The organism is Campylobacter geochelonis (assembly GCF_013201685.1).
Taxonomy (GTDB): domain Bacteria; phylum Campylobacterota; class Campylobacteria; order Campylobacterales; family Campylobacteraceae; genus Campylobacter_B; species Campylobacter_B geochelonis.
On the sequence record NZ_CP053844.1, the window covers coordinates 490,212 to 509,888 of the forward strand.

Here is a 19,677-nt window from a genome sequence, read left to right on the forward strand (position 1 = left end):
AAATGCAACTCCTAAAGGGCGTAAATTTAGCTCACGCGTATGATTATACGCTCTTTGAGGATTTAAATTTTTCTATCTCACAGCAAGAATCTGCCGCGATTTTAGGCGTTTCTGGCTGTGGGAAATCTACACTTTTACATATCTTATGTACACTTTTAAAGCCAAATTCGGGCGAAGTTTTTTACAAAGAAAAATCGATTTATAGTCTAGATAGCGACAAAAAACTTGAGATTAGAAGATTTGACTTTGGTATAATTTTTCAATCTCACTATCTTTTTAAAGGCTTTTCAGCTTATGAAAACATCGAACTTGCAACACTTTTATCAAAACAAAAAATCGATGATGAAATTTTAGAAAAACTTAAAATTCAAGATGTGTTAAAACAAAAAGTAGGTGAGCTAAGTGGTGGACAGCAACAAAGAGTTAGTATAGCAAGAGTGCTTAGTAAAAAGCCGCGTATAATTTTTGCTGATGAGCCAACTGGAAATTTAGATAAAAATACGGCAAATGAAGTTATGGATGTGCTTTTCGAATATGTTAAAAACAACAACGCTGCACTTATTTTAGTAACGCACGATGAAAAACTAGCTTCTGTTTGTTCAAGTGTTTATAGATTAGAAAACAAAATTTTACATAAAATTTCATAAAAATAGCATATTTTTTAAGCAACTAAGCAACTAATAATCAAATTTATCATAAAATAGGCGTTAATTTTATATAAAAAGGAAGCTATAAGATGAAAGTTTTTTTGGACAACAAAAACCAGGCTATATCAAACATAGTAGCCACGTGTTGCGAAAGAGTAAGTTGCGATTTGGTAGAGGATTATAGCTATGATCTTTTAATTAAAGAGTGTGAAAGTCTTGAGGATATATCTGGCGTTGATAAAGACAAAACGATTTTTTTACTTCCACGAGATATTTTTAGTCAAGCAGATGTTAAAAATAAAATTTTAAAACCATTTTTACCGACAGAACTAATCGAATTTTTAAAAGAATTTTCTGATAAATTTGATAAAAAAGAGTTCATAAATGAAAAAAATCTCGAAGATATAAGCAGTATAAGCAACATCGTCAAAGAGATAGATGATATGGATTTAGATGAGTTAGATGAGCTAGATGAGAGTGCTGACTTGCTTGATGATGAGTTTGAAGTAGAAAAACAAGAAGAAGAGCATGCTTTAGATGAGAATAGCTCTATAGAGGAGCTAGCAACTAGCATGAGCGAAGATGAGATAGATAAAATTTTAAATCTTGATGAAGAAGAGCTAGATTTAGATTTACAAAAAGATGAAGATTTAGATGATATAGATAAGCTTTTAGAACTTTCAAATGAAGATGATGCTTTAAATATCGAAGATATTTCTATAAGCGAGTTTGCTGGTATTGATGATGAGTTAAAACCAGTTGAGCTAGCAAAACTTGATGATGAAGAAAGCAAGCCTCAAAGCGATGAGGGCTACGAAAAAACAGATAATAAAGAAGAGCCTAAAGAAGAGCTCGCGATAGAAAGCATTGATGAGTTTGTTGAAGTTGAAGATGATAAAGAAGATAAGCAAGGTGAAATTAGCACTATTAAAGAGTGCGAAAAAACTAAATGCGATGTGGAAGATGAACTAAAAGATGAGATAGCAAAAAGTATCGAAAACGCCTTGAATAACGGGAAGCTAAAAGATGTTTTAAAAGATATGAAGCTAAACATATCCGTCTCTTTTGAGGATAAAGAGTAATGACAAAAGGGCAAATCCTAGTCATTTCTGGACCTAGTGGAAGCGGGAAAAGCACACTTGTTAATAGGCTTATGCAAGAAGAGAGCGATATATATTTTTCCATTTCAAGCACCACAAGAGCTATTCGAGATGGCGAAAAAGATGGAGTAAACTACCATTATATCAGCGTTGATGAGTTTAAAGATGGGATTTTAAATGATGAGTTTTTAGAGTGGGCTATGGTACATAAAAACTACTATGGAACTTCTATAAAACCAGTTTTAGAAGCACTTGAAAGTGGAAAAACTGTAATTTTTGATATAGATGTTCAAGGCTTTAACATCGTAAAAGATAAATTTAAAGATGAAATAACATCTGTTTTTATAACCACAACAAACTGCGTCGAGCTAAGAAATCGTTTGGTAAACAGAGCAACTGATGAGCCAAAAGTTATAGAAAGACGCATAATGAACGCTATTGGGGAGATGGAGCATATAAAAGCGTATGATTATTTTTTGATAAATGATGATTTAGAAAAGTCATATCGTGGATTTAAGGCGATTTATGAGTCAATGAAATTTAAAACAGCGAGCATAAATTTAAGAGATGTTATTGAAAGTTGGATAAACTAACTAAAAACTACGAAAGGTAAAATATGGGAAGTATGAGTGTTTCACACTGGTTGATTGTTTTGGTGATTATCGTTTTATTGTTTGGAGCTAAAAAGATTCCTGAACTTGCAAAAGGTTTAGGTAAAGGTATAAAAACCTTTAAAAAAGAGATGGAAAATGATGAAGATGAGGTTGTCGAAAAAGTTGAGAAAAAAGAGACTAAGGCTAAAGATGCTATCGATGCAACCGTAGAAGAGACTAAAAAAGCATAGACCTTGAAAGAGATAATAAAAGAAGAAATTTATAAGGCTTTAGGACAAAATGTAGTCCTAGAAAAGCCTAAAGATAGAGGGTTGGCACACTACGCTACCCCTTATGCTTTCAGTTTGGCAAAAGAGCTTAAAAAATCACCAAAAATCATAGCAGATGAGTTAGCGCTTAAATTTAGTGATAGTAAAATTTTAGAAGTTTCGGCGCTAAATGGGTATATAAATTTTAGAGTTAAGGGAGAATTTTTAGATAAAATTTCATCACGCTCTTTAAAAAATGCAGATAAATTTGCAACTTCAAAGCCAAAAAACAGCTCAACTTTAATCGAATACGTTAGCGCAAATCCAACTGGCCCACTTCACATAGGACACGTTAGAGGCGCGGTTTATGGCGATACTTTAGCGCGCGTTGGAAGACATATCGGAGAAAATATCACAACTGAATACTATATAAATGACGCTGGAAATCAGATAGATTTATTAGGAATTTCTATATATTTAGTCGGTCGTGAAAAGCTTTTAGGCTTAGAAGTAGAGTATCCTGAGAGTTTTTATAGGGGCGAGTATATCGAGGACTTGGCTAAAGAAGCTTTAGATGAGTTTGGCGAAGATATTTTTAAAGATGAAAAAAGCTGCTCTAAGCTTAGTGTTTGGGGTAAAGATAAGATGATAAAAGTCATCCAAAAAAACCTATCTGACGCACACATTAGCATAGATAACTGGGTGAGTGAGAAAAGTCTTTATAATAAGCTTGAAAGCACTGTAGCAAAGCTAAAAAAGTGCGGTGGATTATACGAAAAAGATGGCAAAATTTGGATAAACTCAAGTGCTGTTGGCGATGAAAAAGATAGGGTTGTCATAAGAGAAGATACTAGACCTACATATCTAGCTGGTGATATAGTCTACCATGATGATAAATTTAGCAGAGGTTTTGATAGATATATAAACATCTGGGGAGCAGACCATCACGGATATATCGCTAGAATGAAGGCTAGCATACATTTTTTGGGTTATGATGAGAGCCGATTAGAGGTGATTTTAGCCCAAATGGTAAGCTTGCTTAAAAACGGCGAAACATTTAAAATGAGTAAAAGAGCTGGGAATTTTATCTTGATGAGTGATGTGCTTGAAGAGATTGGAAGTGATGCTTTAAGACTTATTTTTATAAGCAAAAAGTGCGACACTTCGCTTGAATTTGATGTAGATGAACTTAAGGTTGAAGATAGCTCAAACCCTATCTTTTACATAAATTATGCTCATGCAAGAGTCAATCAAGTCTTTGGCAAGGCTGGTAAAAAAGTTGATGATGTTTTGGATGCAAATTTAGACGATTTAAACGAAGAGGCAAAAAATTTGCTTTTTGAAGCGCTGATTTTAAATGAAATTTTAGAAGATGCTTTTTATAGCAGACAGCTTCAAAAAATCCCTGATTATCTAAAGAGCCTAAGTGCAAGTTTTCATAAATTTTATAATGAAAACAGAGTTGTTGGAAGCCAAAACGAAGATGCGCTCTTAAAGCTTTTTGCTGTTGTTGCGCTAAGTATCAAAACAGCACTTAAAGTGATTGGCATAGAGGCAAAAAGTAAAATGGTAAGAAAAAGCGAAATAGAGGAATAAAATGCAAGAAAAAAGAGCGCAAATAGAACAAGAGATAAGAAATTTACTCGCCGCAAGAGATGAGTTTTTCAAATTTCTTGATGCAAACGTCCCTAAAAAGGCAAATACAGATGTTTTTGATTTTGATAAATGTAAAGATAAAAGCCTAAAAGAGGCATATGCAAAATTTTACGCTTACGACTATGCTACAAGAAAACTTTTACCACATATTTATAGTGCGTATGATTTAAAATTTAATGTTTAAATGGAGCTTGGTTGTGAAATTTTTTATCTTGTTATTTTTCGCCGTTTTTGCCTTTGGAAAAAGCGGCATTGACTTTTATACAAATGTTGCTATTTTAGAAAAAAGCGTGGTTACAAAAGATGCAAAAGCCGTTTTTAGTGTCCCATTTGATATAAAAGAGCAAGATATTTTAGTAGATTCAAACTGTAGTATCACAAGCACGGGCTTTGATAATTATAAACAGATACAAAGCCCGCTAGAAGCGCAAAAAGAGAGTCTAAACAACAGGCTTTTAGCGCTTCAAGATAGCTATAATATCATAAAAAATTCTAAGCTAAACCAAAACCAACCGCGCGAATTTGATAAAATTTCTGGAATTTTAGATAAAAATTTAAACGAGCAAAACCAAATTTCAAAAGAGTTAGGCACGTTAAATTTTGTTACAACTTCGCCTGCTTATAAAAAAGATTTTGTAGTGAAAACCGCTTGTAAAAAAGCTACTGTTGGCATTAGATACTCGTTATCAACAACCATAAAGCCGCTTTTAAAAAACACAATAAGGGCAAATTTGGAAAAAAATAGCGTTGAAATTTTACAAGAGGTGATTTTATCAAATTTAGATGAAGATTTAAAAAATGCAACGGTTAGATTTTTCCCATATGCGACAAATCAAAACCAAAAACCAGGCAACTTTAGTCCGATTTATCTACATAAAGAAGAGCCTAAAAAAGTCTTAGATGCGCCTTCTACTATGGTTCAAACTCCAGCTGTCGTTGAAAACATTCAGCCAAAACAAACTCCAGTTCCAGCCACAAATAATAATGATCAACCTTTACATAACTTTAAATTTTGGCAAATCGATAGGTTGGATTTAAAAGCAAAAAATGATAATAAAATCACCATAAACAAACAAATTTTAGATGCAAATTTTAGCAGTTACATAGATGGGTATGGAACTAGCAAGGCTTACATTATGGCTAGAGTTTTGCCTAAATTTGATATCCAAGCAGCAAACACAAACTACTATCTAAACTCACGATTTGTATTAAATGCATACGCTGCAAAAGGTGTGAAAAATACAGCGGTGGATATATTTTTTGGAGCTGATAACTTGATAGAAGTTAGAAAAAATATAAGCGATATAGTTATTAACGATACTCCTGCTATAGGAAGCGAGACAGCTAAAAACATATGGGAATATGGTGTTAAAAATGGTTCGAATAAAACAGAAAATATAATTTTTGTCGAGAGAATTCCGATAAGCAATAGCGATGAAATAGTGGTTAAAAAGCTAGGTGATATAGAGCAAAATGCCGATTCGCAAGGAAAAGTCGAGTATAAATTCGCCCTCGAGCCAAAACAAGAGAAGGTGTTTAAATTCGGCTATACAGTTTCAAAACCGATAAAATAAATTTAAGTTTATTAGATTAAATTTATGATGCTAAATTTTATTGAGTGGATTTTTGTCTATTAAATTATTCAGAATTTTTATTAAACTAGTTGGTAGATGTGTTTGCTAATTTGTCTATTTTTATTAATGAGTTTAGTCTGCGGTTATAAGCAGGTTTTGCATATCTTTTTACTGAGAGTTAAAAAATTTATTGATTTTATACTTTGCGTTAAAAGTTTTAATAAATTTTAAAATAGTTCATAAAACTGTTGGCAAATATTTTGTATTTTTATAGTTTTATATTTTTGTTGGTAAGCATTATTTAAAGTTATAAAACTAATAAATCTTTTTTGCTAGAATTGTATAAAAAAGTGCAAAATTAACAAGTAATGTCTTGAGCAGTTATATATACCTTTTTAACAGCAATCAAAATTTGCTAACTTCAAATTTTTTTGCAAGAAACTTTAATGTAAAATTTAAAAATGTCTTAAAAAACAAATAAAATATAAGTCAAATTTAGTCTATATTTTTATAGCTTTTTCAAAGATAGCAGTATCTGCGCCTAAATTCGCCACATCGCGTAGCTGTTTTTCATCGTTTATTATACAAGCTATTTTACTATCAAAGAGATAGAATTCGCTAAGCTTAACCGCTTTTTTTACTAAATTTAAGTTGTTTAAATGCGTTATTATAAATTTAGCTCCTAAAGCATTTGCTAGTAAAATGTGGTTTTCATCGCTTGCTATAACGCTAAAAGTTTTTTTAAATTCAAGCGCACTAGCTATAAAATTTTCATCATATGAAAACAGCAAATTATCAAATTTTACTATATCATCAAGCTTAATAACTTTATAAAAATACTCAAATTCAATCAAATCATACCCGATAATTTGCATAAATTAATCCTTTTTCATACAGTCTTTGCAGATATATTTTCCACTACTTATCACAGCGTCTTTTACATCAACATAAGTTTTGCACTTTTGACACTCGACAAAATTTTGAATCTTTTTATCATCTTTTTTTCGCACAAATTTTGGAAGTATGAAAAAGTAAATAAACGCGATTATCACACAAAATACTATAACTTTACCCAACATTTAAACCACCTATTAAAACATAATTTCTAACGCCATCATTATAAACTCTAGCATCTAAATTCTCTACTTCCAAAGAAGCGTTTGAGCCCTTATAAAGTAAAAACTCACTTTTTTCATCGTAATATCCAGAGCAAATTTCAATCAACTTTTCAGCACTCATCAGCGCTCTTGAAGTTATCAAATTGGCTTTAAATTTAACTCCATTTTCTATCTTTTCTTTGTGAATTGTAACATTTTTAAGAGCTAAATTTACTTTTACGTATGTTAAAAATGCCGCTTTTTTTGGATTTGGTTCAAAAAGATGCCACGAAGTATGTTCTAAAATCATGGCTAAAAAAATAGCTGGAAAACCAGCGCCACTCCCAACATCAATGGCTACTTTAGGATATCGCGTAACATACTCAAGCCCTTTTATGCTATCTTCTACAATCGGTTTTATATTTTTGTAGTTTGTAAGGCTGTGAATTTGGTTAAATTTCTTTAAATTTTGATTAAACTTTTCTACTAGTTCATCGAAATTTTTAGGCAGCAAAACTTTCATTTGTCTAACAAATGCCCCATTTGCTCTTTTTTCACTTTCAAATAATCCTCATTGTATTTATTTGCTTTTATGACTATGGGTATGCGGTTTACTATCTGTGCGCCTTTTAAACCCATAAGTTTTTTAGGGTTATTTGTAAGTAAATTTATCTTAGTTATGCCATAATGTTTAAGGATAAAATCGACTATTTCATAAGTTCTCTCATCTGCTTTAAAGCCAAGTTGGTGGTTTGCTTCAATGGTATCAAATCCCTTATCTTGCAAAGCATAAGCGTTGATTTTGTTTAAAAGCCCGATATTTCGCCCTTCTTGTCTTAAATAAATAACCATGCCATTGTGCTCTTCAATGTACTTTAAACTAGCTTCAAGCTGATCTCTACAGTCGCATTTAAGGCTTCCGATGGCATCGCCTGTTAAACACTCAGAGTGAATTCGCACATTTACAACTTCTCCAAATGGCTCTTTTGCGATAACAAGATGCTCTTTTGCGCCCTCTTTGAAAGCTTTAACCTTAAACATACCAAAACGTGATGGCAAATTTGCTGGTTGTGAAATTTCTATATTCATTATAATTAACCTAAATTTTAAAACTAAGGAGTGATTATATCTTATTTTTACTAAACGAAAAGTTTAAGATAAAAATATTTTTTTATCCACTATTTACCTATGATATGTTAAACTAATAAAAATAAATTTTGACTAAAAGGTAAATTTGTGTTTAAAAGATATAGAAGACTTAGGCAAAATGCCCAGATAAGGGATTTGGTTAGACAAACAAAGCTTGAGCGAGATGATTTTATATATCCGCTTTTTGTAGTTCCTGGCAGTGGCGTTAAAATCGAAGCAGAGTCAATGCCTGGTGTTTTTCAAATGAGCTTAGATGAAATCTTAAAAGAGTGCGAAGAGGTTGTAAATTTAGGCATAAAAGCCATCTTGCTTTTTGGTGTTCCAGAGGTTAAAGATAGTGTTGGAAGCGATGCTTTAAGCGATGATGGGATTATTGCAGTCGCACTTCGCGCTATAAAAAAGAAATTTCCACATCTTTATATCATAACAGATTTGTGTTTTTGTGAATACACAGATCACGGGCATTGTGGTATAATCGACCATATTCACGAAACAGTGGATAATGACAAAACTCTTGAAATTTCAGCCAAACAAGCTTTGGTTCATGCAAGAAATGGTGCAGATATGATAGCGCCAAGTGGGATGATGGATGGCATTATAGAGACTTTAAGAAACGCACTTGATGAAAATGGATATGAAAATTTACCTATCATGGCGTATTCTACTAAATTTGCAAGTGCTTACTATGGACCGTTTCGCGATGTAGCAGAGTCAACACCTAGTTTTGGCGATAGAAAAACTTATCAAATGGATCCAGCAAATCGCTTTGAGGCGATATCTGAAAGCTTAGAAGATGAGGCTCAAGGAGCTGATATTTTGATGGTAAAACCAGCGCTTGCTTATCTTGATATTATTAGAGATGTAAAAGAGCGAACGCTTTTGCCAGTTTGTGCTTATAATGTCAGTGGCGAATACGCGCTTTTAAAAGCTGGAGAAAAAGCGGGTGTGATTGATTATGAAAGGATTATGATAGAGACGTTAATTAGCATAAAAAGAGCTGGCGCAGACTTGATAATCACATATCACGCAAAAGAAATTTGCAAAATTTTAAGAGATATACGATGAGACATTTTTTAACTTTTGAAGATTTCAGTAAAGATGAAATTTTAGAAATTTTAGCCCTTGCAAGTAAAATCAAACAAGAGGCAAAAGCAAAAGAGTATAAACCATATCTTAAAAACCAAACATTAGCTATGATATTTGAAAAAAGTTCAACCAGAACAAGAGTTAGTTTTGAAACTGGTATGTATCAACTAGGCGGTCAAGCACTGTTTCTAAGCAGCCGTGATATACAGCTTGGAAGAGGCGAACCGATAAAAGACACAGCTAGAGTTATTTCAAGTATGGTTGATATGGCAATGCTTAGAGTTTATAAACAAAGCGATTTGGTTGAATTTGCTAAATTTTCATCAGTTCCAGTTATAAATGGTTTAAGTGATGATTTGCATCCTGTTCAGCTAATGGCTGATTATATGACTATGCAAGAGTGTGGAAGTGGCGATGTTGTGGCGTATGTTGGCGACGGAAATAATATGGCAAATTCATGGATTTCTATGGCCTCGATTCTTGGTTTTGAAATTCGTATCGCAACTCCAAAAGGCAATGAAACAAATCCGCAAATAACACAAAAAGCGTTGCAAAATGCTAAAAAAAGTGGAGCAAAAATCATTCTAACAAATGATCCAAAGGAAGCAGTTAGTGGCGCTGATGTGGTTACCACTGATACTTGGATTTCGATGGGGCAAGAGAGTGAAAAAGAGCAAAAGATTAAGCAATTTAGCGGCTTTTGCGTAGATAAAGATATGATGAGTTTGGCTAAAAAAGATGCGATTTTTCTTCACTGTCTACCAGCGTATAGAGGGTATGAAGTAAGCGAAGAGGTGTTTGAAAAGCATGCAAAAGAGATATTTTTAGAGGCAGAAAACAGACTGCATGCTCAAAAAGGCGTGATGGTTTGGCTAGATTCTAAAAGGAATGGTTGATGGCAAAACAAGACGAATGTGAAAAAATCGAGCAGATAAGCAAGGCTTTAGGTTTTAATGATGGTGAGAAAACTATCTTTGAGATAGTAGAAAGCGAAAATAAAAACCAAAAAATGCTAACTTTAAAAAGCGGTTCATGGAGTAGTAAAGAGCCGTGGTTTGGTGTAGATGAAAACAAAGATTTGCACACTATGGTTTCTATAAAATCTTTAAATGGCTTGATAGATGCTTATAGAAAATTAGCAAGAGAAAATTTTGACCTTAGGCTTGAAAAAAGTATTTTGCAACACGTTCCAATCGATTTTGGCGATGTTTGGACAGTTTGTATGGATGAGATAAGAAATATCGCTATTAAAAATCCAGAAAATCAAGTATTAAGCGTAAATTTAAATGAAATAGTAGAAAAAGTAAGACAAGAACATCCAAATTTGTTTGTGAATTTAGATAGTATTATAAATAGAACACAAGAGTCATTATGAAAAATAAAAATATAGATTTTGATGCATATGTAAAGTACTCAAAGCCAGGACCTAGATACACTAGTTATCCAACAGCACTTGAGTTTAGCGACAAGATTAGTTATGAAGAGTATGTAAATGAGTTAAAAAACCAAAGTAGCCAAACGCCACTTTCTCTTTACTTTCACTTGCCATTTTGTCGTTCAGCCTGTTACTTTTGTGGGTGCAATGTAGTCTATACAAGCAAAAGTGAAAAAATGGATAGATATATCGAATATGTCGAGCGCGAGATGGAAATTTTAAGCAAGATAATCGATACTAACAGAGTAGTAACTCAGATGCATTTTGGTGGTGGAACGCCGACATTTTTTGACGCAAAACAGCTTGATACTCACATTAAAAATATAAAAAAATACTTTAAAAACTTTAGTGATGATGCTGAGATTAGCTGTGAGATTGATCCAAGATTTTTAACAAATGAGCAGCTTGATGTGCTTGTAGGGCATGGATTTAACCGTATAAGTTATGGCGTGCAAGACTTTGATGAGAAAGTTCAAAAAGAAATTCACAGAATTCAACCATATGAAATTACCAAAAATGCGGTTGATATGGCAAGAGCCAAGGGGATAAATTCTATCAACATGGACTTGATTTATGGGCTTCCATATCAAACATTAGAGAGTTTTAAAAAGACTTTAGAGCTTGCATTAACCCTTGATACGGATAGATTTGCGATATTTAACTACGCGCATGTTCCATGGATAAAAAAGACAATGCGTAAATTTGATGAAAGCACGATACCGCACCCAAAAGTCAAGCTTGAAATTTTAAAATTTACCCATGATTTTTTAACCTCAAATGGATATAAAATGATAGGTATGGATCACTATGCAAAGCCAGATGATGAACTTTTTAAAGCTTTAGAAGATGGAAGTTTGCATAGAAATTTTCAAGGATATACGACTAAAGGCGGAGCTGATTTAATCGGCATAGGGCTAACAAGCATAGGCGAGGGCATTAGACACTATGCGCAAAATTATAAAGATATGAAGCCTTATGAAGATGCGATTGATAGTGGGAAGTTGCCGTATTTTCGAGCGATTATTTTAAATGATGAAGATAGACTTAGAAAAGATGTTATAATGAGCTTGATGAGTAACTTTTATCTTGATATAAAGGCGGTTGAAGCTAAATTTGGTATTGATTTTTTCTCACACTTTGAAGATGCTTTAAAAGAGCTTAAAGAGTATGATGAGTTTTTAGAAATCAGCAAAGAAGATATAAAAGTAACCCCGACTGGAACGCTTTTGATAAGAAATATTGCGATGTGTTTTGATGAGTATATGAAAAACATAAGCGGAGAGAAGAGGTTTTCAAAAACTGTATAATGAAATTTGATTTTAAAGCTATAAGTGATAAATGTGTAAAATGTGGCAAGTGTATACAAGTATGCACGATTTATGGTATAAATTCTGATGAGGTTACCTCTCCTAGAGGCTTTTTGGATTTATTAGGTGCGTATAAAAGAGGCGAGCTAGAACTTGATAAAGATGTAAAAAATATCTTTGAAAGTTGCTTTTTATGCACAAATTGCGTTGATGTCTGCCCTGGAAGTTTGCATACTGATACGGCTATAGAAAATGTGCGAAAAGATATAGCAGATAAATTTGGTATAACTTGGTATAAAAAGGTTGCTTTTTGGTTTTTAGGGCATAGAACGATACTTGATTTAGCGGCTAGAATGGGCTATGTGTTTCAAAGCTGTGGATTTAAAATCCAAAAAGATGCTAAATTTGGTAACTCTATGAGTGCAAGACTTGAAATTCCGCTTCTTAAAAAAGAGCGTTTGCTGCCAACTGCTTCTAAAAAAAGTTTTATGAACTCTCATCCAGATTTTGTAGATAATGGCGGAGAGCGAACTATCGGGCTTTTTATCGGATGTATGGGAAACTACGCTTATACAAGTATCGGCGAAGGTGTGCTTAAAATTTGCAAAACTTTAGGCATAAATGTAGACTTGATGAAAAAACAAGCCTGTTGCGGCGCTCCGATGTATTTTACTGGAGATTTTAAGGCGGTTGAAAAGGCGGCTAAATTTAATGTAGAGTATTTTGAGAAAATTTTAGAAAAAGTTGAAGCGATAGTTATACCAGAAGCTACCTGTTCAGCGATGGTTAAGATGGACTATATACATTTTTTTGAAGATGATAAAGAGTGGCAAGAAAGAGCTAAAAAAGTTAGCCAAAAGATTTATCTAGCCACTGAGTATTTTTACAAATTTACAAATTTAGAAGAAATTTTAGCCAAAAAAGGTTTTAGCGATATAGATGTTACATGCCATGATCCTTGTCATGCTAGAAAAATGCAAGGAGTTTATAAAGAACCACGCGCTTTGCTAGCAAAAAACTATAAAATAGTTGAAATGCAAGATCCAAACAAATGCTGTGGTTTTGGTGGTGTAACAATGCAATCAAACAAATATGAACTTAGTCGCGCAGCAGGACAACAAAAAGTTCATATGCTAAAAGAGACTGGAGTTAAGGTAGTTAGTGCTGAATGCAGTGCTTGCAAAATGCAGCTAAATAACGCTTTGCATATCGGTGAAGTTGATATGAAATGCGTTAATCCAATCGAGCTTATCGGCATGGTGCTTGATGAAAATTTAGAAAAATAAAATGAAACATATAGTAGCAATTGTAAAAAGTATATCTGGAAATATTGTCAAAAAAGATTTTGAGACTAGCACGGAAGATCAGCTTCACCAATGGGATTTGGTAAAACTAGATGATTATATCTGGGCAAGATCTCTTGATGCAAAGGCTGTGGTAGTCTTGCGCTCTGGCGAGTTAGTTTTAAAAGCTGGCATGAGGATTAAATTTGATGCTAAATTTTTAGAAGGCTATTCTCAAGATTTTTATCTAGATCAAGATGACATAGATAAAATTATGCCAAAAGCCCAAGATGCAGACTCTTTGGCTGATGATGACTTAAAACAAAGCAAATCTTTTATAAGCAAAGATTTATCAAATGTAAGCATAAATGAAGCTCTTGAAGCAAATATATCTGTATTTTCAGGCAACGAACTAGTCGCACCTGCTATAAAAAGCGGATATAACATATATGAGTGTAAATTTGATAGCGTTGAGATAAAAATTTCAGCTACAAAAGAGGCCAATAGTGCTAATTTATATAGTTTTGATATGGCAAATTTACTAGATAGTAAAGATATGGATGATGATGCAAGTGTTAGTTTTTATCTGCAAGATTTAGATGAAAACCTAAATTTAGGATATTGCGTTGTCGTTTATAGAGGTAAAGAGGAAATTTTTAAAACTCAATTTATCATTTTTGTAAATGAAAATGCAAAACATCTAAGTTATCAAAAGGATAAATCTATAGGTAAAATCGAGTTAGCGCTTAACTATGCAAAGGATGAAGATTTTGCCGAGGAAAATGTTATTATTAACATCGATACACTTGGTAAAAAAGTTCAAGATATGGATATAGACTACCTATTTAAGGTAAACAAAGCCCATCCTGCATTTAAATTTAGCTCAAAAGAGGATGTTGTAGTTAAGTCGTATTTAATGGGAATTTCTGGTTGCATTTTTGATGAACCACAAGAACTAAAGGGGATTTTGCGAAAAGAAGATGATGGGTATTACTACATCTTTACTAACAAATTTCAAGTCCCAGAGTCATATTTAATTTATATTAATTTTTTAAGCAAAAGTAGCAAGAGCGTTTTAGATGAGATTTTTTGTAAATTTGATATTAAATTTAAAAATACAAATTTGTTAAAAATAGAAAAGATTAAAGATGGCTTTTTATATGGTTATGGAGCTGGCGTAAACTCAGAAGTTCTTTTATACAGTATGGACTCGCAAAATAATTTCAGAAAAATTACATCGGTATATAGCGATGCTAGCGGTAAATTTAACTTTGATATAAATTCTTTTCAAAAGCATATTTTTAATGGGCGGATTGTTATACAAGAGATTGATGCTTATAATAACAAAAGCATAGCTGTTGGAATTGAAATTTAAAATTTGCAATCAAGTTGTAAATTTTAAAAAATTATCTTAAATTTTACAAAAATACTTGACATATATTTTTTTTTGAGATATAATCTCGTTTTACAAATGTTGGATGCTGGTGTAGCTCAGTTGGTAGAGCTACTGCCTTGTAAGCAGTAGGTCGGCGGTTCAAGTCCGTTCACCAGCTCCATTTTTTGATAACAGTGTTTGACCAGATATAGCATGTTTTTTAGGTGAGATACTCAAGTGGCCAACGAGGGCAGACTGTAAATCTGCTGGCTTCGCCTTCCGTGGTTCGAATCCACGTCTCACCACCATTTTTGCTAATGCGGGAGTAGCTCAGTTGGCTAGAGCATCAGCCTTCCAAGCTGAGGGTCGCGAGTTCGAGCCTCGTTTCCCGCTCCAATTTTAGGATACCAGACTGGGAGCTGTAAAAACCTTAATTTTTATACAGTATCTTGTCTTCGTTTCCAAATAGTTGTTTGTGTTATGATATAATAGTAGGGACTCTACTTTTGCCATTAGCTTTGCTCATATGGCTCAGAGGTAGAGCACTTCCTTGGTAAGGAAGAGGTCGTGGGTTCAAGTCCCACTATGAGCTCCATCAAAAGAGAGCACTACAAACAACACAAACTTGTTTAAAGTAACATATATCATTATGGAGGAAAAGATGGCTAAAGAAAAATTTACACGTAGTAAGCCACACGTTAACATCGGTACTATTGGTCACGTTGACCATGGCAAAACAACTTTGACAGCTGCAATTTCAGCAGTTCTATCAAGAAAAGGTCTAGCTGAGCTTAAAGACTATGATAACATAGATAACGCTCCAGAAGAAAAAGAGCGCGGTATTACTATCGCAACATCTCACATTGAGTATGAAACTGAAAATCGTCACTACGCTCACGTTGACTGCCCAGGACACGCCGACTATGTTAAAAACATGATTACAGGTGCTGCACAAATGGATGGCGCTATACTAGTTGTTTCTGCAGCTGATGGCCCAATGCCTCAAACAAGAGAGCACATCCTTCTATCGCGCCAAGTTGGTGTTCCATATATAGTAGTTTTCTTAAATAAAGCTGATATGGTTGATGATGCTGAATTACTTGAGCTAGTTGAAATGGAAGTTAGAGAGCTTCTTAACGAATACAACTTTCCAGGCGATGATACTCCAATCGTAATCGGTTCTGCTCTTCAAGCACTTGAAGAAGCTAAAGCTGGTAATGATGGTGAGTGGTCAACAAAAATTATGGATCTTATGGCTGCAGTTGATAGCTATATACCAACTCCAACAAGAGATACAGATAAACCATTCTTGATGCCAATCGAAGATGTTTTCTCAATTTCAGGTCGTGGTACAGTTGTTACAGGTAGAATTGAAAAAGGCGTTGTAAAAGTAGGCGATACTATAGAAATCGTAGGTATTAGACCAACTCAAACAACAACTGTAACAGGTGTTGAGATGTTTAGAAAAGAGATGGATCAAGGCGAAGCAGGTGATAACTGCGGTATCTTACTTCGTGGTACTAAAAAAGAGGATGTTGAAAGAGGTATGGTTTTATGTAAACCAAAATCAATCACTCCACATAGCAAATTTGAGGGTGAAGTTTATATCTTGACAAAAGAAGAGGGTGGTAGACATACTCCATTCTTTAATAACTATAGACCACAATTCTATGTTAGAACAACTGACGTAACAGGTTCAATCACACTTCCTGAGGGAACTGAGATGGTTATGCCTGGTGATAACGTAAAAATTACAGTTGAGCTAATCAACCCAATCGCACTTGAGCAAGGAACAAGATTCGCTATCCGTGAGGGTGGTAGAACAGTTGGTTCAGGTGTTGTATCAAAAATTATAGCGTAATTTAATAATAGAGCGAGTTTGACTCGCTCTTTAAATTTAAGGAAGTTTTATGAGAATTAAAATAGGTTTAAAATGTTCAGAATGTGGCGATATCAACTATAGTACATATAAGAACAGTAAAACAACAACAGATAAGATTGAGCTTAAAAAATACTGCCCAAGACTTAAAAAACATACAGTTCACAAAGAAGTTAAACTAAAAGGCTAACATAAATTGTGCGCTTTTAGGGCAATAGCTCCAACGGTAGAGCGCTGGATTCCAAATCCAATGGTTGGGGGTTCGAATCCCTCTTGCCCTGCCACTATTTAAGGTAAAATATGGAAAAATTTAAGAGTTATTTACAACAATCAAAAATAGAAATCGGCAAAGTTATATTTCCAACTAAAGAACAAGTAAGAAATGCTTTTATCACTGTTCTTATCGTTGTGACTGTTGTATCTCTATTTTTAGCTTTAGTTGATTTGTTGATGTCATTTACAATCTCTAAAATAGCGTGAGGTTTTACTATGGCACATAAATGGTATGCTATTCAAACATATGCAGGTTCGGAGATGAGCGTTAAAAATTCAATCGTAACTATGGCAACAGAGAATGGCATAGACGAAAGAATACAACAAGTTATAGTTCCAACCGAAGATGTAATTGAAGTAAAAAATGGTAAACAAAATATCAAAGAAAGAAGTTTATATCCAGGGTATTGTTTTGCACAACTTGATTTAGATACCGCTCTTTGGCATAAAATTCAGATGTTGCCAAAAGTAAGTCGTTTTATCGGCGAGTCTAAAAAGCCATCGCCACTTAGCGATAAAGATATAGAACTTATACTTGATAAAGTTAATAAAAGAGCAGCACCTAAACCAAAAATTTCTTTTGATGAAGGTGAAATGGTTAGGATTACAGAAGGTCCTTTTGCAAATTTCAACGGCACTGTTGAAGAGTACGACATGTTACATGGAACTTTACGTTTAAATGTATCGATTTTTGGTAGAAGTACTCCAGTTGAAATTCTATATTCACAAGTTGAAAAGATTGTTTAAAATTTAAGGAGAAGGTTTATGGCTAAGAAAGTTGTAGGCGAAATAAAACTGCAAATTGCTGCAGGAAAAGCAAATCCAAGCCCGCCAGTTGGTCCAGCTTTGGGTCAAAAGGGCGTAAATATTATGGAATTTTGTAAAGCCTTTAATGAAAGAACTAAAGATATGGCAGGTTTTAATATCCCTGTTGTTATCACAGTTTATGCAGACAAGAGTTTTACATTTATAACAAAACAACCACCAGCTACTGATTTAATTAAAAAAGCAGCAGGTGTTAATAAAGGTTCGGATAATCCGTTAAAAAATAAAATCGGTAAACTTACAAAAGCACAAGTTCTTGAAATAGTTGAGAGAAAAATGGCTGATTTAAACACAACCGATAAAGAGCAAGCTGCTAAGATTATAGCTGGTTCAGCTCGTTCTATGGGAATTACTGTAGTAGACTAACAACCTTTTACCACCAAGGTTTAAAATAATGGTGGAAGCACTTTATATGCGGAGAAACTAAATGGGAAAAAATTCAAAAAGATTTAACGAACTACTTAAAAAAGTAGATTCAAACAAAAATTATTTGCTTGAGGAAGCTGTTGATACAGTTAAAACACTAGCTTCTGCAAAATTTGATGAAACAGTTGAGATTGCTCTAAAATTAAATGTTGATCCACGACATGCTGATCAAATGGTAAGAGGTTCTGTTGTTTTACCTTCTGGAACAGGAAAAACTGTTCGTGTTGCTGTAATTGCAAAAGATGCAAAAGCTGATGAAGCAAAAAAAGCAGGTGCAGATATAGTTGGTGATGATGATTTGGTTGAAAACATTCAAAAAGGTATTATTGAATTTGATGTTTTGATTGCGACTCCAAATTTAATGGGATTGGTTGGTAAAGTTGGTAGAATTCTTGGCCCTAAAGGTCTTATGCCAAATCCAAAAACTGGAACAGTTACAATGGATGTAGCTCAAGCGGTTAATAATGCAAAAAGTGGTCAAGTAAATTTCCGTGTTGATAAACAAGGAAATATCCATGCAGGTCTTGGTAAAGTTAGCTTTACTAAAGAGCAACTTATGGATAACTTAAACACATTTGTAAGAGCTATAAATAAACATAAACCTGCTGCTGCAAAAGGTAGATATATTAAAAATGGTGCTTTATCATTAACGATGAGCCCTGCTGTTAGTCTTGATACTCAAGAGCTAATAGACCTGAAATAAATTTAGAATTAATTTTTTAATCTTAGATTGGAGATAGCCGAGGCGAAAGCTTAATTGAACGACCCGCTCTGCTTGAAATTACCGGTCGGAAAGGAGAAAACAGTGACCAGAGATGATAAATATGCTCTAGTATCTAAACTAACTGAAGATTTTTCAAATTCAGAAGGTATAGTTGTTAGTGAATTTAAAGGTTTGAGTGTTAAAAAACTTGAAGAGCTAAGAAAATTAGCAAAAGAACAAGATGTAAAAGTTCAAGTTATTAAAAATACACTTGCTAACATTGCACTTAAAAATGCTAACAAAGAAGGTATGGAGTTAAAAGACACAAACATCTTTATATGGGGCGAGCAACTTGCTGTAACAAAAGTAGCTGCTAAATTTGAAGAGAAAAACGAATTTTTCGTTATCAAAACTGCCCATATTGATGGTGAAGTTTGTGGTGTTGATAAGGTTAAAGCGCTTTCTAAAATGCCAAGTCGCGACGAGCTTATTGCTATGTTGCTTCAAGTTTGGAATGCACCGATTCAAAATTTTACAATCGGCTTAAATGCGCTTAAAGAGAAAAAAGAACAAACAGCTTAAAAAAATTAGGAGATAATAAAATGGCAATTACAAAAGAAGATGTACTAGAGTTTATATCAAACCTTTCAGTACTTGAGTTAAGTGAATTAGTAAAAGAATTTGAAGAGAAATTTGGTGTTAGTGCAGCTCCAGTTATGGTAGCAGGCGCAGGCGCTGGTGTAGCAGCAGAAGCAGCAGAAGAGAAAACTGAATTTGATGTTGTTCTTGTTGATGCAGGCGATAAGAAAATCAACGTTATTAAAGTAGTTAGAGGTCTTACTGGTCTTGGTCTTAAAGAGGCAAAAGATGCAGTTGAGCAAACTCCATCAACTTTAAAAGAAGGTATCAGTAAAGACGATGCTGAAAAAGCTAAAAAAGAACTTGAAGAAGCAGGCGCTAAAGTCGAGCTTAAATAATAACAGCTTAAAAATAAAAAATA

At 33.7% G+C, this 19,677-nt stretch carries 25 protein-coding genes and 5 tRNA genes; 26 read left to right on the forward strand and 4 right to left on the reverse strand.

Annotation, left to right across the window (positions count from 1 at the left end; all coding sequences use genetic code 11):
* The first annotated feature begins 2 nt into the window (after window positions 1-2).
* The 7 genes from CGEO_RS02365 to CGEO_RS02395 all read left to right on the forward strand — a co-directional run bounded on the left by CGEO_RS02365 (window position 3) and on the right by CGEO_RS02395 (window position 5,839).
* Window positions 3-647, forward strand: a complete 645-nt coding sequence (locus tag CGEO_RS02365; protein ID WP_075531504.1) for an ABC transporter ATP-binding protein — start codon at window positions 3-5, stop codon at window positions 645-647.
* Between the two features lie 89 nt (window positions 648-736).
* Window positions 737-1,729 (forward strand): hypothetical protein, encoded by a 993-nt coding sequence (locus CGEO_RS02370; RefSeq protein ID WP_075540297.1) that lies wholly within the window; start codon window positions 737-739, stop codon window positions 1,727-1,729.
* Complete coding sequence (gene gmk / locus CGEO_RS02375; RefSeq protein WP_075494159.1) at window positions 1,729-2,340, forward strand: guanylate kinase; 612 nt, start codon at window positions 1,729-1,731, stop codon at window positions 2,338-2,340. The genes CGEO_RS02370 and gmk overlap by 1 nt, the downstream gene beginning before the upstream one ends.
* 23 nt (window positions 2,341-2,363) lie before the next feature.
* Entirely contained in the window at window positions 2,364-2,591 is a 228-nt protein-coding gene (gene tatA / locus CGEO_RS02380) for a twin-arginine translocase TatA/TatE family subunit (RefSeq protein ID WP_075494160.1), read from the forward strand.
* Window positions 2,592-2,594: 3 nt separating this feature from the next.
* A complete protein-coding gene (argS, locus tag CGEO_RS02385) occupies window positions 2,595-4,205 on the forward strand; it encodes an arginine--tRNA ligase (RefSeq protein WP_075540296.1) in 1,611 nt (536 codons plus the stop codon).
* A gap of 1 nt (window position 4,206) precedes the next feature.
* Window positions 4,207-4,449 (forward strand): CmeU family protein, encoded by a 243-nt coding sequence (gene cmeU, locus CGEO_RS02390; RefSeq protein ID WP_075494162.1) that lies wholly within the window; start codon window positions 4,207-4,209, stop codon window positions 4,447-4,449.
* Window positions 4,450-4,462: 13 nt separating this feature from the next.
* Window positions 4,463-5,839, forward strand: a complete 1,377-nt coding sequence (locus tag CGEO_RS02395; protein ID WP_075540295.1) for a DUF4139 domain-containing protein — start codon at window positions 4,463-4,465, stop codon at window positions 5,837-5,839.
* Window positions 5,840-6,339: 500 nt separating this feature from the next.
* Here CGEO_RS02395 and CGEO_RS02400 read toward each other — a convergent pair whose 3' ends face one another.
* Genes CGEO_RS02400 through ribA form a run of 4 tightly spaced genes read right to left on the reverse strand, consistent with a single transcriptional unit; the run spans window position 6,340 to window position 8,025 of the window.
* Window positions 6,340-6,714 carry a hypothetical protein gene (locus CGEO_RS02400; protein WP_075540294.1) on the reverse strand — a complete coding sequence of 125 codons (375 nt, stop codon included), beginning with the start codon at window positions 6,712-6,714 and terminating at the stop codon, window positions 6,340-6,342.
* Window positions 6,715-6,717: 3 nt separating this feature from the next.
* A complete protein-coding gene (locus tag CGEO_RS02405) occupies window positions 6,718-6,918 on the reverse strand; it encodes a hypothetical protein (RefSeq protein WP_075494165.1) in 201 nt (66 codons plus the stop codon).
* Window positions 6,908-7,459: a 16S rRNA (guanine(527)-N(7))-methyltransferase RsmG gene (rsmG, locus tag CGEO_RS02410; protein WP_075531508.1), complete on the reverse strand. Its 552-nt coding sequence runs from the start codon at window positions 7,457-7,459 to the stop codon at window positions 6,908-6,910. Before rsmG ends, CGEO_RS02405 begins: the two co-directional genes overlap by 11 nt.
* Window positions 7,456-8,025, reverse strand: a complete 570-nt coding sequence (gene ribA, locus CGEO_RS02415; protein ID WP_075540293.1) for a GTP cyclohydrolase II — start codon at window positions 8,023-8,025, stop codon at window positions 7,456-7,458. The genes rsmG and ribA overlap by 4 nt, the downstream gene beginning before the upstream one ends.
* Before the next feature lie 147 nt (window positions 8,026-8,172).
* On the opposite strand from ribA, the gene hemB reads away from it, so the two are divergent.
* The 19 genes from hemB (at window position 8,173) to rplL (ending at window position 19,654) form a co-directional block, all read left to right on the forward strand.
* The gene (gene hemB / locus CGEO_RS02420) at window positions 8,173-9,150 is read left to right on the forward strand and encodes a porphobilinogen synthase (protein WP_075494168.1); all 978 of its coding nucleotides are present in this window, start codon (window positions 8,173-8,175) and stop codon (window positions 9,148-9,150) included.
* Window positions 9,147-10,067, forward strand: a complete 921-nt coding sequence (gene argF / locus CGEO_RS02425) for an ornithine carbamoyltransferase (protein WP_075540292.1) — start codon at window positions 9,147-9,149, stop codon at window positions 10,065-10,067. The genes hemB and argF overlap by 4 nt, the downstream gene beginning before the upstream one ends.
* Entirely contained in the window at window positions 10,067-10,546 is a 480-nt protein-coding gene (locus CGEO_RS02430; protein ID WP_075494170.1) for a DUF2603 domain-containing protein, read from the forward strand. The genes argF and CGEO_RS02430 overlap by 1 nt, the downstream gene beginning before the upstream one ends.
* A complete protein-coding gene (gene hemN, locus CGEO_RS02435; RefSeq protein ID WP_075494171.1) occupies window positions 10,543-11,913 on the forward strand; it encodes an oxygen-independent coproporphyrinogen III oxidase in 1,371 nt (456 codons plus the stop codon). The genes CGEO_RS02430 and hemN overlap by 4 nt, the downstream gene beginning before the upstream one ends.
* Complete coding sequence (locus CGEO_RS02440; protein ID WP_075531509.1) at window positions 11,913-13,199, forward strand: (Fe-S)-binding protein; 1,287 nt, start codon at window positions 11,913-11,915, stop codon at window positions 13,197-13,199. Before hemN ends, CGEO_RS02440 begins: the two co-directional genes overlap by 1 nt.
* Window position 13,200: 1 nt before the next feature.
* Complete coding sequence (locus CGEO_RS02445) at window positions 13,201-14,571, forward strand: hypothetical protein (RefSeq protein ID WP_075540291.1); 1,371 nt, start codon at window positions 13,201-13,203, stop codon at window positions 14,569-14,571.
* 105 nt (window positions 14,572-14,676) lie between these two features.
* Window positions 14,677-14,752, forward strand: a tRNA-Thr gene (locus CGEO_RS02450).
* 42 nt (window positions 14,753-14,794) lie between these two features.
* Window positions 14,795-14,879, forward strand: a tRNA-Tyr gene (locus CGEO_RS02455).
* 11 nt (window positions 14,880-14,890) lie between these two features.
* Window positions 14,891-14,967: transfer RNA gene (locus CGEO_RS02460), tRNA-Gly, on the forward strand.
* A 124-nt stretch (window positions 14,968-15,091) separates the two neighbouring features.
* Window positions 15,092-15,166: transfer RNA gene (locus tag CGEO_RS02465), tRNA-Thr, on the forward strand.
* Between the two features lie 66 nt (window positions 15,167-15,232).
* The gene (gene tuf / locus CGEO_RS02470) at window positions 15,233-16,432 is read left to right on the forward strand and encodes an elongation factor Tu (protein ID WP_075494174.1); all 1,200 of its coding nucleotides are present in this window, start codon (window positions 15,233-15,235) and stop codon (window positions 16,430-16,432) included.
* 49 nt (window positions 16,433-16,481) lie between these two features.
* On the forward strand, window positions 16,482-16,640 hold the full coding sequence (gene rpmG, locus CGEO_RS02475) for a 50S ribosomal protein L33 (RefSeq protein WP_075494175.1): 159 nt from the start codon (window positions 16,482-16,484) through the stop codon (window positions 16,638-16,640).
* Between the two features lie 18 nt (window positions 16,641-16,658).
* Window positions 16,659-16,734 (forward strand) — tRNA-Trp (locus CGEO_RS02480).
* A gap of 16 nt (window positions 16,735-16,750) precedes the next feature.
* On the forward strand, window positions 16,751-16,930 hold the full coding sequence (gene secE, locus CGEO_RS02485; protein ID WP_075494176.1) for a preprotein translocase subunit SecE: 180 nt from the start codon (window positions 16,751-16,753) through the stop codon (window positions 16,928-16,930).
* Between the two features lie 9 nt (window positions 16,931-16,939).
* Window positions 16,940-17,470, forward strand: a complete 531-nt coding sequence (nusG, locus tag CGEO_RS02490) for a transcription termination/antitermination protein NusG (RefSeq protein WP_075494177.1) — start codon at window positions 16,940-16,942, stop codon at window positions 17,468-17,470.
* Between the two features lie 18 nt (window positions 17,471-17,488).
* The gene (gene rplK, locus CGEO_RS02495; RefSeq protein WP_075494178.1) at window positions 17,489-17,914 is read left to right on the forward strand and encodes a 50S ribosomal protein L11; all 426 of its coding nucleotides are present in this window, start codon (window positions 17,489-17,491) and stop codon (window positions 17,912-17,914) included.
* 61 nt (window positions 17,915-17,975) lie between these two features.
* Window positions 17,976-18,677 carry a 50S ribosomal protein L1 gene (gene rplA, locus CGEO_RS02500; RefSeq protein WP_075494179.1) on the forward strand — a complete coding sequence of 234 codons (702 nt, stop codon included), beginning with the start codon at window positions 17,976-17,978 and terminating at the stop codon, window positions 18,675-18,677.
* 102 nt (window positions 18,678-18,779) lie between these two features.
* A complete protein-coding gene (gene rplJ, locus CGEO_RS02505; RefSeq protein WP_075494180.1) occupies window positions 18,780-19,259 on the forward strand; it encodes a 50S ribosomal protein L10 in 480 nt (159 codons plus the stop codon).
* Between the two features lie 20 nt (window positions 19,260-19,279).
* A complete protein-coding gene (gene rplL / locus CGEO_RS02510) occupies window positions 19,280-19,654 on the forward strand; it encodes a 50S ribosomal protein L7/L12 (RefSeq protein WP_075494181.1) in 375 nt (124 codons plus the stop codon).
* The last annotated feature ends 23 nt before the right edge of the window (window positions 19,655-19,677 follow it).

Excerpts from the sequence above, each read along its gene's own strand:
- tatA (WP_075494160.1), top strand. The coding sequence starts at position 2,364 with ATGGGAAGTATGAGTGTTTCACACTGGTTGATTGTTTTGGTGATTATC.
- hemN (WP_075494171.1), top strand. The coding sequence starts at position 10,543 with ATGAAAAATAAAAATATAGATTTTGATGCATATGTAAAGTACTCAAAG.
- rpmG (WP_075494175.1), top strand. The coding sequence starts at position 16,482 with ATGAGAATTAAAATAGGTTTAAAATGTTCAGAATGTGGCGATATCAAC.
- ribA (WP_075540293.1), bottom strand. The coding sequence starts at position 8,025 with ATGAATATAGAAATTTCACAACCAGCAAATTTGCCATCACGTTTTGGT.
- gmk (WP_075494159.1), top strand. The coding sequence starts at position 1,729 with ATGACAAAAGGGCAAATCCTAGTCATTTCTGGACCTAGTGGAAGCGGG.
- rplL (WP_075494181.1), top strand. The coding sequence starts at position 19,280 with ATGGCAATTACAAAAGAAGATGTACTAGAGTTTATATCAAACCTTTCA.
- tuf (WP_075494174.1), top strand. The coding sequence starts at position 15,233 with ATGGCTAAAGAAAAATTTACACGTAGTAAGCCACACGTTAACATCGGT.
- CGEO_RS02445 (WP_075540291.1), top strand. The coding sequence starts at position 13,201 with ATGAAACATATAGTAGCAATTGTAAAAAGTATATCTGGAAATATTGTC.
- cmeU (WP_075494162.1), top strand. The coding sequence starts at position 4,207 with ATGCAAGAAAAAAGAGCGCAAATAGAACAAGAGATAAGAAATTTACTC.
- argF (WP_075540292.1), top strand. The coding sequence starts at position 9,147 with ATGAGACATTTTTTAACTTTTGAAGATTTCAGTAAAGATGAAATTTTA.
- nusG (WP_075494177.1), top strand. The coding sequence starts at position 16,940 with ATGGCACATAAATGGTATGCTATTCAAACATATGCAGGTTCGGAGATG.
- CGEO_RS02405 (WP_075494165.1), bottom strand. The coding sequence starts at position 6,918 with ATGTTGGGTAAAGTTATAGTATTTTGTGTGATAATCGCGTTTATTTAC.
- CGEO_RS02370 (WP_075540297.1), top strand. The coding sequence starts at position 737 with ATGAAAGTTTTTTTGGACAACAAAAACCAGGCTATATCAAACATAGTA.
- rsmG (WP_075531508.1), bottom strand. The coding sequence starts at position 7,459 with ATGAAAGTTTTGCTGCCTAAAAATTTCGATGAACTAGTAGAAAAGTTT.
- rplK (WP_075494178.1), top strand. The coding sequence starts at position 17,489 with ATGGCTAAGAAAGTTGTAGGCGAAATAAAACTGCAAATTGCTGCAGGA.
- CGEO_RS02440 (WP_075531509.1), top strand. The coding sequence starts at position 11,913 with ATGAAATTTGATTTTAAAGCTATAAGTGATAAATGTGTAAAATGTGGC.
- CGEO_RS02400 (WP_075540294.1), bottom strand. The coding sequence starts at position 6,714 with ATGCAAATTATCGGGTATGATTTGATTGAATTTGAGTATTTTTATAAA.
- CGEO_RS02365 (WP_075531504.1), top strand. The coding sequence starts at position 3 with ATGCAACTCCTAAAGGGCGTAAATTTAGCTCACGCGTATGATTATACG.
- rplA (WP_075494179.1), top strand. The coding sequence starts at position 17,976 with ATGGGAAAAAATTCAAAAAGATTTAACGAACTACTTAAAAAAGTAGAT.
- secE (WP_075494176.1), top strand. The coding sequence starts at position 16,751 with ATGGAAAAATTTAAGAGTTATTTACAACAATCAAAAATAGAAATCGGC.
- CGEO_RS02430 (WP_075494170.1), top strand. The coding sequence starts at position 10,067 with ATGGCAAAACAAGACGAATGTGAAAAAATCGAGCAGATAAGCAAGGCT.